General features: G+C 61.1%; 7 protein-coding genes, 1 other RNA gene and 1 pseudogene. 7 read left to right on the forward strand and 2 right to left on the reverse strand.

The window, feature by feature from the left end; translation table 11 throughout:
* Positions 1-970 (forward strand): annotated as a pseudogene (locus tag JaAD80_RS30975) (hypothetical protein); the annotation flags it as partial.
* Between the two features lie 98 nt (positions 971-1068).
* On the opposite strand, the gene JaAD80_RS26800 reads toward JaAD80_RS30975, so the two are convergent.
* The gene (locus JaAD80_RS26800) at positions 1069-1494 is read right to left on the reverse strand and encodes an OsmC family protein (protein WP_102299096.1); all 426 of its coding nucleotides are present in this window, start codon (positions 1492-1494) and stop codon (positions 1069-1071) included.
* 518 nt (positions 1495-2012) lie between these two features.
* Between JaAD80_RS26800 and ribBA the strand changes: the two genes are divergently transcribed.
* The 3 genes from ribBA (at position 2013) to nusB (ending at position 4352) form a co-directional block, all read left to right on the forward strand.
* Positions 2013-3134 (forward strand): bifunctional 3,4-dihydroxy-2-butanone-4-phosphate synthase/GTP cyclohydrolase II, encoded by a 1122-nt coding sequence (ribBA, locus tag JaAD80_RS26805; RefSeq protein ID WP_102299098.1) that lies wholly within the window; start codon positions 2013-2015, stop codon positions 3132-3134.
* A gap of 173 nt (positions 3135-3307) precedes the next feature.
* Entirely contained in the window at positions 3308-3790 is a 483-nt protein-coding gene (ribH, locus tag JaAD80_RS26810) for a 6,7-dimethyl-8-ribityllumazine synthase (protein WP_034786791.1), read from the forward strand.
* Positions 3791-3881: 91 nt separating this feature from the next.
* On the forward strand, positions 3882-4352 hold the full coding sequence (gene nusB / locus JaAD80_RS26815; RefSeq protein WP_070219581.1) for a transcription antitermination factor NusB: 471 nt from the start codon (positions 3882-3884) through the stop codon (positions 4350-4352).
* 121 nt (positions 4353-4473) lie between these two features.
* Here nusB and JaAD80_RS26820 read toward each other — a convergent pair whose 3' ends face one another.
* Positions 4474-5400, reverse strand: a complete 927-nt coding sequence (locus JaAD80_RS26820; protein WP_180979611.1) for a lytic transglycosylase domain-containing protein — start codon at positions 5398-5400, stop codon at positions 4474-4476.
* 476 nt (positions 5401-5876) lie between these two features.
* Here JaAD80_RS26820 and ubiD point away from each other — a divergent pair, with 476 nt between their 5' ends.
* The 3 genes from ubiD to dnaX all read left to right on the forward strand — a co-directional run.
* Positions 5877-7361: a 4-hydroxy-3-polyprenylbenzoate decarboxylase gene (gene ubiD, locus JaAD80_RS26825; RefSeq protein WP_102299101.1), complete on the forward strand. Its 1485-nt coding sequence runs from the start codon at positions 5877-5879 to the stop codon at positions 7359-7361.
* Positions 7362-7623: 262 nt separating this feature from the next.
* Positions 7624-7722, forward strand: an RNA gene (ffs, locus tag JaAD80_RS26830) — signal recognition particle sRNA small type.
* A 238-nt stretch (positions 7723-7960) separates the two neighbouring features.
* The coding region (gene dnaX, locus JaAD80_RS26840) for a DNA polymerase III subunit gamma/tau (protein WP_102299105.1) at positions 7961-9127 on the forward strand (1167 nt) is incomplete at its 3' end.

Consider the following 9127-nt stretch of genomic DNA (forward strand, 5'->3'; position numbering starts at 1 on the left):
GGCCACGGCGCAGGCGCCCGTGAACCAGCCAGGCCTGGAAACCGGGGCGGCGCCGGACCAGGCGCCGCTCGATGCCTTGGGGCAGCGGCAGCTGGAAGTGCGGCGGCAAATGGAAGCGGAAGAGCTGAGCCAGGATTTGCAAGAGGTGCGGCAGGCGGGGCAGGATCCCGCCGGCCTTCCTTCTGCCACGGCTGCCCGCGCCCAGCTGGCGCAGGCCGGCGAGGGGCAAACCCAGCAAACCCAGCAAACCCAACAAGCTCAACAAGCTCAGCAAGCTCAGCAAGCCCAGCAAGCCCAGCAAGCCCAGCAAGCCCAGCAAGCCCAGCAAGCCCAGCAAGCTCAGCAAACCCAGCAAAGCAACGCCAGCCTGCAGCGGCAGCAAGCATTGCAGGCCGAGAGCGGCGAGGAGCGGCTGCAGGCGCAGCGCGCCGATGGCGTGCGTAGCGATGCCCAGCGCAGTGACGCCCAGCGCATCGAAGGTGATCGCCAGGCCGGATTGCAAGATGCGGCGCGCGTGGAGGATCTGCGTCAGGGCGGCTTGCGGCAGGCGCAGCTGCAGCAGTCACGGCTGGAGGAGCAGGCACAAGTGGCGGCGGACGAGGCCATACGGGCCCAGTTGGCCGCGGACGATGCGCAAATGGTGGCGCGGGCGGCGAGTGAGCGGACGCAGTCGCTGGCGCGCACGGAGCAGCTGCAAGCCGATCAGGGCCTGGCGGCAACGGCGCAAGCCCAGTTGGCGCAGCAAAATGCGCAGGCGCAAGAGCTGGCCGCACAGAATGCGGGCATGGCCGTGCCGCCGCCGTCGTCGCAGGACCCGTCCGTGGCGGCTGCCATCGCTGCCTACAATTTGAATAATGCCGCCCTGAATCCCGGTCTGATGAACCGGCCGCTGCCTGCCGCCGACTCGCGGCTGCCGCTGGTGGCGCCTGTCGCTCCCGTGGAGCCTGTCAAGCCCGTAAACAAGATTTAGCGCTGCCTGATCCCCTGTGGCGGGATTCAGGCAGCGGACCCGGGGCTGCGGGACGCAAGCCAGCGTGATGCAAGGCAGGGAACGCAAGCCGGCATAACTCAAGGCAGCAGGGTGGCATCCAGGGTAATGTTGGCTTTTAGTAACTTCGACACGGGACAGCCAGCCTTGGCCTTGCCCGTCAATTCCTCGAACCTGGCCTGGTCGGCGCCGGGAATCTTCGCTTTCAGGATCAGATGGACGGCCGTGATGGCAAAGCCGTCGTCGACCTTGTCCAGGGTCACTTCGGCCGTCGTTTCCATCTTTTCCGCCGTCAGGCCCGCTTCGCCCAGGATCAGCGACAGGGCCATGGTGAAGCAGCCCGCGTGGGCGGCGCCGATCAATTCTTCGGGATTGGTGCCCGGCTTGCCTTCGAAGCGGCTGGCAAAGCCGTAGGGATATTCCTGCAAGGCGCCGCTGCGGGTGCTGATGGCGCCCTTGCCATCCTTGATGCCGCCTGACCAGATGGCCGAACCGTTGGTTTTCATGCTGCCGCTCCTGTGTGGGGTAATGCGAACATGGGGAAACGCCTGCCGTGGCGGAGCCGCGCGGCGCAAAGGGAGAAATCCGCACACGGCGCAAGCAGTGCTGCCGGGTGCTGACCAGACGATCTTATGCGCTTTGCAAGGTGGGCGGCGCGCGTTTTGCCGGCGTCTTGGCGTTGGATCAAAGACTCCGCGCTTCGTGGGGCAGGGGAGCGCAAGATGCGTGTGCCGCGCCTTGTTGCGGCATGGCGTTGCTGTGCTGTCTTATTTCAGGTCTGCAAGCGCTAAATCCTTTAAAATAGCAGGTTATAAGAAAATTCCCGCAAATCTGGGGAATATTCGCACTTGATGTTGCAGGTTCAGTGTCAGTTTTTAGTTTCATTAACAACGTCCGGCAAAACCGTCGCGAGCGGCAAGGAGAGGTGGCTGAGAAGCGCAACCGTCAGAAACGACAGTGCGCATCGCAGGCCGCCTGTGCCGACATGCAGCAGGTTTGGCCAGGCGTCATACGAGGATGAATAATGTCTATATCCAGCACCGAAGAGATCGTCGCTGAATTGCGCGCCGGCCGCATGGTGATACTGGTCGATGAAGAAGACCGGGAAAATGAAGGCGACCTGGTGCTTGCCGCCGATTTCGTGACGCCTGAAGCCATCAATTTCATGATCACGCATGCGCGTGGCCTGGTTTGCCTGACCCTGACGGAAGAGCGTTGCGACGAGCTGAACCTGTCGATGATGACCTCGCGCAACGGTACCGCGTATGGCACCAACTTCACCGTGTCCATCGAAGCTGCCGAAGGCGTGACCACGGGCATTTCCGCCGCCGACCGCGCCAAGACCATCCAGGTGGCCGTGGCCAAGGGCACGCAGCCCAGCGATATCGTCCAGCCTGGCCATATCTTCCCGCTGAAAGCGCAAAAAGGCGGCGTGCTGATGCGCGCAGGCCACACGGAAGCCGGTTGCGACTTGACGGCCATGGCCGGCCTGACGCCCGCGTCCGTGATTTGCGAAATCATGAAGGACGACGGCACCATGGCGCGCCTGCCGGACTTGCTGGTGTTTGCCGAGCAGCATGGCTTGAAAATCGGCACGATTGCCGACCTGATCCATTACCGCAGCCAGACGGAATCGCTGGTCGAGCGCGTTGCCGAGCGCACCCTGCACACGGCGCACGGCGAATTTCGCTTGATCGCCTTCCGCGACAAGCCGAGCGCATCGGCCCACCTGGCTCTCGTGCACGGCGACCTGGCCCCTGGCCTGGAAGCCCTGGTGCGCGTGCACCAGCCCGTTTCCCTGCTGGACGTGCTGGAAAGCGAAGCGACCACCCACTCGTGGACGGTGGCCGCCTCGATGGCCGCCATCAAGCAGGCAGAGCGGGGCGTAATGGTCTTGCTGAACTGCGGCGAGACCTCGAGCGAGCTGTTTGCCCAGTTCGCCGCGTTGGACACGCCGCAAGCCAAGCCGAAAGGCCGCGCCGCCAGCATGGACCTGCGCAGCTATGGCATCGGCGCGCAAATCCTGCGCGACCTGGGCGTGAGCAAGATGCAATTGCTGGCCAGCCCCCGCAAGATGCCGTCGATGGCAGGTTTCGACCTGGAAGTAACGGGTTTTCAGTGCCGTCCTGGCCAGACGCCTGGCTAAATCTACTGCGCGTCGCGATGTGCGGTCCGTGATGCTCACTGTACCTTCGTACAGTTGCGCTTCTCGACCACAACTCGCTGCCGCTCGCGACGATTTTGTCAGGCGTCGATGTGAGAGTAAACGATGGCGGCATGTGCGTGCCGCTCTGAACCACCAGATTAAAGAGGCTTATGATGAGCGTAGGAACCTATGAAACCAATTTTGCCGGCGAAGGTTTGCGCGTCGGTATCGTCCAGGCACGATTCAATGAAATCGTCGGCGGTGGCTTGCTGTCGGCATGCCTGGAAGAGTTGAGCAAGCTGGGCGTGGCCGATGAAGATATCCTGCACGTGACCGTGCCGGGCGCCCTGGAAATACCACTGATTCTGCAAAAAATGGCGGAAACCGAGCAATTCGACGCCCTGATCGCACTGGGCGCCGTGATTCGCGGTGAAACCTATCACTTCGAGCTGGTATCGAACGAATCGGGCGCGGGCATCACGCGCGTCGGTCTCGATTACGGCATCCCCATCGCCAACGCAGTGTTGACGACGGAAAACGACGAGCAAGCGGAAGTGCGCATGCTGGTCAAGGGCGCCGAAGCGGCACGCGTGGCAGTGGAAATGGCCAATCTGGCGCAAGCGCTGGAAGAGTTGCAAGACACAGACGAGGATTAATCGTGCTTGCGCCGCAGTGTGCTGCCTGGCAGCGCGCAGCGGTATTCGTCACTATCTGCAGTAAATACGTATTTAAGAACAGGTAACAATCATGACTGAGAAAAATTTGCTCGCCAACCCCAGCAAAAACCGCACGCCGCGTCACCGCGCGCGCGAGTTCGCGCTGCAGGGCTTGTACCAGTGGCTGCTGAACAATGAAGACGCGACCACCGTCGTGAACAATATTCGCGCGGCCCATGGTTTCGACAAGGCCGATGGCGATCATTTCACGGTGCTGCTGTACGGCGCCATCAAGGATTCGCTGGCGCTGCGCGACAGCATGGCACCCTTGATCGACCGCAACATCGCCGAACTGTCGCCGATCGAACACGGCATCCTGCTGATCGGCGCTTTCGAGCTGAAGAACAACATGGAAATCCCGTACCGCGTCGTCATCAACGAAGCGGTCGAGCTGGCCAAGTCGTTTGGCGGTATCGATGGCCACAAGTATGTGAACGGCGTGCTGGACAAGCTGGCAGTGAAATTCCGCGAGGAAGAAGTCAACGCCAACAAGCGCAAGTAATATACAGAGTAGTTCCTGCGGCCATGGCCGCAGGCAGTAAAAAAAGCCACCGGCACTTGCGTGCGGTGGCTTTTTCATTGGGTGCTGCTTTTTGGATGCCCCTGTGAGGGCTTTTAAAGGGTCACAGGCCGGCGATCTCGTTATGCGGTGCAATCTTGATGGTAATACTGCCGCTTTCCGCTGCAGGTGCCGGTGCCTTGGCAGGCGCTGGCGTGTTCGATGCCATCACCGGGGTCGTGGTTGGCACGCGCTGGCCGGCGGACACTTGTTTCAGGCGGCGGTATTCGGCCAGCACGCGCGAGCCGTAGCCCGAGTCGGTGGCGAAGTTGGCGGCGCCCACGTAGGTTTTCAGGCCGGCTTCAACGGAACCGCCACGCGTGACGTAGTCTTTCAGGATCAGCGAGCCGACACGGATGTTGGCCACCGGATTCAGGGCTGCCTGCACGCCGCCCATTTCCTGGAAGCGCTCGTGGTGGATCTTCGACATGACCTGCATCAGGCCTTGTGCGCCGACCGGGCTTTCCGCGAACGGATTCAGGCCCGACTCGATGGCCATCACGGCCAGGATCAGCAGCGGGTCCAGCTTGATTTCACGCGCCGTCAGGTAAGCCGTCGAGACCAGCATATTGGTCGCGTCATTGGCCACGCGGTAGCGCTTGGAAAGCCAGTCGGTGACCCATTGCTGCTGCTTTTGCGTACCTAGCAAGGCTTTTTCTTCCTTGGTCAGCGGCACGTCCTTGACGGCGGCCGTTTGCACGGACGCCGGCGCTTCCATCAGTGCCGACAGGGCAGGTGCTTCAACAGCTTGTGCTTCTGCCATCGGCAGCGGGAACAGGCTGTGCGTCAGTTGCTTGCCCAGGTCAGGGCGGAACATCAGCAGGGCGATCAGCGCCAGGGCGGAAATGCCGAAGACGGTCAGTGTGTGTTGTGCCGTGGTCAAAACGCCACGTGCCGAAATGGCCTGTGCGCGGGCGCGCAAACGCGCCAACGCTGGCTGGCCAGCCACGGTTGAAGCAGGCAAGGCTGCTTCAGTGCTACGATGAGTCATAGAGTTCCCCGAAATGTCGCGTCAACAGGCAGTCCCTCCGCGGTCTCGCGGTGTTGTGGGTACTGCCAATGCCGTGCATCAGAAATATCATCGTTTCCGCCGCGTATGGATGCGTGCGAGAAACGCCGTCATTGCTTGCTTGAGCTGATCGGTCCACATTGGTATTGGATCAGTCGCAATACAACTTTTACCGGGGGTAAGGCAGACGCCTTTTGAAAACACTCCTTAAAATGTCATGTGGAGCCCCGACTCCGTGAATGAGAGAGAGACGCTAAAATCAAGCCTTGGGCCGGCGTCCTCTTTCAAGTTGGGCGAATTGTAGAAGCCGTTTTATATCAAGTCAATACTAACGAATCGATTCTTTATTACTTTTATGTCTTACTTTTTGACTTGCATTGTGCCAAAAGCCAATAAAATCAATTACTTGGCATAGATCCTTCAGCAACGGCGTCCGACGTCAAAAAAATTAAAAACACATGAAATATTCAGATTTGCGAGATTTTATTTCTCAACTGCAACAAATGGGTGAACTTAAGCCCATTTCGACGCCTGTTTCACCGTATTTGGAGATGACGGAAGTGTGCGACCGCACCTTGCGCGCGGGCGGACCTGCCTTGCTGTTCAATCATCCGACGGGACACAGCATGCCGGTACTGGGCAATCTGTTCGGCACCACGCGGCGGGTCGCGCTGGGCATGGGCGCCGAGGATGTCAGCGAGCTGCGCAAGATCGGTCACGTGCTGGCGCGCCTGAAGGAGCCGGAGCCGCCGAAGGATTTCAAGGATTTGCTGGGCCTGGGTTCGCTGGTGAAATCCGTGTGGGACATGTCGCCAAAGGAACTGCGCGGCGCCAAGTGCCAGGAAATCGTCTGGGAAGGCAATGACGTCGACCTGGCGCGCCTGCCGATCCAGCATTGCTGGCCCGGCGATATCGCTCCTTTGATTACGTGGGGCCTGGTGATCACCAAGGGGCCGAACAAGAAGCGGCAAAACCTCGGTATCTACCGCCAGCAGGTGCTGGGACGCAATAAGGTCATCATGCGCTGGCTGGCGCACCGTGGCGGCGCGCTGGACTTCCGCGAGCACGCGATTCAAAGCAAGGGCAAGCCGTATCCGATCGCCGTCGCGCTGGGCGCCGACCCCGCTACTATATTAGGCGCCGTGACGCCGGTGCCGGACAGCCTGTCCGAATACCAGTTCGCCGGCTTGCTGCGCGGCAGCCGCACGGAGCTGGTCAAAGCCATCGGCAGCGAGCTGCGCGTGCCTGCGTCCGCCGAGATCGTGCTCGAAGGTCATATCTATCCGGACGAAAACCATCCGAGCGGCTACGAACACGCGCTGGAAGGGCCATATGGCGACCATACGGGCTACTATAATGAGCAGGACAGTTTCCCCGTGTTTACCATCGACCGCATTACCATGCGCCGCGACCCGATTTATCACTCCACATATACAGGCAAGCCGCCGGACGAGCCGGCCGTGCTGGGACTGGCGTTGAATGAAGTGTTCGTGCCGCTGCTGCAAAAGCAGTTCAGCGAAATCACCGATTTCTATCTGCCGCCCGAAGGCTGCAGCTACCGCATGGCCGTGGTGCAGATCAAGAAGCAGTACGCGGGCCACGCCAAGCGCGTGATGTTCGGCGTGTGGAGCTTCTTGCGCCAGTTCATGTATACCAAGTTCATCGTGGTGGTCGATGAAGATGTCAACATCCGCGACTGGAAAGAGGTCATCTGGGCCATCACGACCAGAGTCGACCCCATCCGCGACACCACCCTGGTCGACAACACGCCGATCGACTACCTGGACTTCGCCTCGCCGATCAGCGGCCTGGGCAGCAAGATGGGCATCGACGCGACCAATAAATGGCCAGGCGAAACGACGCGCGAATGGGGCACGACGATTGCCATGACGCCGGAAGTGAAGGCCAGGGTGGATGGGATCTGGCAAGAGCTGGGGTTATAGGTAATGACGTAGGTCCGCTTGGCGCTTGCGCGTAAGCCGACATTGCGGCGCTTGCTTGCTCGGGTCTGCATGCTCAGCAGTGTCGGCTTACGGCCTGCGGCCTAAGTCGACCTACGCCGACCTACGGCGACCTACGCGGATCTACGCCGATCTGCACCCCATTGCGTCTGCCATGCATGTAAACCCGAGGATTTTGCCGTTGGGGTGCTCTGGTTTTCGTGCGACTTCCCCAATCTTGCGCAGGTCGGTTATAATTGTCCCCGGCGGGCCCCTGCGCATCGTGGCATGGCTAACCTGGTCAGGTCGGGAACGAAGCAGCCACGGCTATTAACCATGAGTGCCGCAGATCAGGCTCGCCTCCTTCGGGAATGTTTCATCAGGATCATCAATCAAGCTGCCATGGGCAGCTTTTTTGTTTTTACGGCCCCATTTTCCTGCCGACCCGCAGCATTGCCGGGCTTGCCGAGTTTTCCCTGTTTCTGCCGGGCCATGTTATACAATTGCTGCTTTGCCGCGTCTGCCAGCGTAGTCTGGCCCGGCCATGAGGCTTGCGCCCGCGGCGCAGGATCACCCGCAAAATCGCATGGTAAAATCTCAGCATGTCCTATCAAGTCCTCGCCCGTAAATACCGCCCCAAGAACTTCGAGACGCTCGTCGGCCAGGAGCACGTCGTGCGCGCGCTCACGCATGCGCTGCACAGTGGCCGATTGCATCATGCCTACCTGTTCACGGGCACGCGCGGCGTCGGCAAGACGACCCTCTCGCGCATCCTGGCCAAATCGCTCAATTGCATCGGTCCCGATGGCACGGGCGGCATCACGGCCCAGCCTTGCGGCGTGTGCGAAGCGTGCACGGCGATCGATGCGGGGCGCTTTGTCGACTATATAGAGATGGATGCGGCGTCGAACCGCGGCGTCGATGAAATGGCGCAGCTGCTCGAGCAAGCCGTGTATGCGCCAAGCAATGCGCGCTTCAAGGTCTATATGATCGATGAGGTGCACATGCTGACCAACCACGCCTTCAACTCCATGCTGAAGACCCTGGAAGAGCCGCCTGAACACGTGAAGTTCATCCTGGCCACCACGGACCCGCAAAAGATTCCCGTGACCGTGCTGTCGCGCTGCCTGCAGTTCAACCTCAAGCAGATGCCGCCCGGCCACATCATCAGCCACCTGGACAATATCCTGGGACAGGAGGGCATCGCCTTCGAGCAGCCGGCCTTGCGCCTGCTGGCCCAGGGTGCCCACGGTTCCATGCGCGATGCCTTGTCGCTGACGGACCAGGCCATCGCCTATGCGGCCGGCGAAGTCACTTTAGATGCCGTGCAAGGCATGCTCGGTGCCCTCGACCAGTCGTATCTGGTGCGCCTGCTCGACGCGCTGGCGCAGCAGGATGGCGCCGACCTGCTGGCCGTGGCCGACGAGATGGCGTCGCGCAGCCTGTCGTATAACGGCGCCCTGCAGGATCTGGGTACCTTGCTGCACCGCATTGCGCTGGCGCAAACCGTGCCCGCCGCCTTGCCGCAGGACTTGCCTGAATACGCGGACATCGTGCGTCTGGCTGGCGCGTTTGACGCCGAAGAAGTGCAGCTGTTTTACCAGATCGCCGTGCACGGCCGCAATGAACTGGGCCTGGCGCCCGATGAATACGCGGGCTTCACCATGACCTTGCTGCGCATGCTGGCCTTTCGGCCCGGCATAGGCGGCGCCGATGGCGTGCCGGCGGCACCAGCCTCCGTCCCTGGCAATCGTCCCGCCGCCGTGGCC

The sequence above is a fragment of the Janthinobacterium sp. AD80 genome (assembly GCF_002878455.1).
Classification (GTDB): Bacteria; Pseudomonadota; Gammaproteobacteria; order Burkholderiales; family Burkholderiaceae_D; genus Janthinobacterium.

Bases quoted from the DNA above. Each gene is read 5' to 3' on its own strand.
- JaAD80_RS26800 (WP_102299096.1), bottom strand. From the start codon at position 1,494: ATGAAAACCAACGGTTCGGCCATCTGGTCAGGCGGCATCAAGGATGGC.
- ribBA (WP_102299098.1), top strand. From the start codon at position 2,013: ATGTCTATATCCAGCACCGAAGAGATCGTCGCTGAATTGCGCGCCGGC.
- ribH (WP_034786791.1), top strand. From the start codon at position 3,308: ATGAGCGTAGGAACCTATGAAACCAATTTTGCCGGCGAAGGTTTGCGC.
- nusB (WP_070219581.1), top strand. From the start codon at position 3,882: ATGACTGAGAAAAATTTGCTCGCCAACCCCAGCAAAAACCGCACGCCG.
- JaAD80_RS26820 (WP_180979611.1), bottom strand. From the start codon at position 5,400: ATGACTCATCGTAGCACTGAAGCAGCCTTGCCTGCTTCAACCGTGGCT.
- ubiD (WP_102299101.1), top strand. From the start codon at position 5,877: ATGAAATATTCAGATTTGCGAGATTTTATTTCTCAACTGCAACAAATG.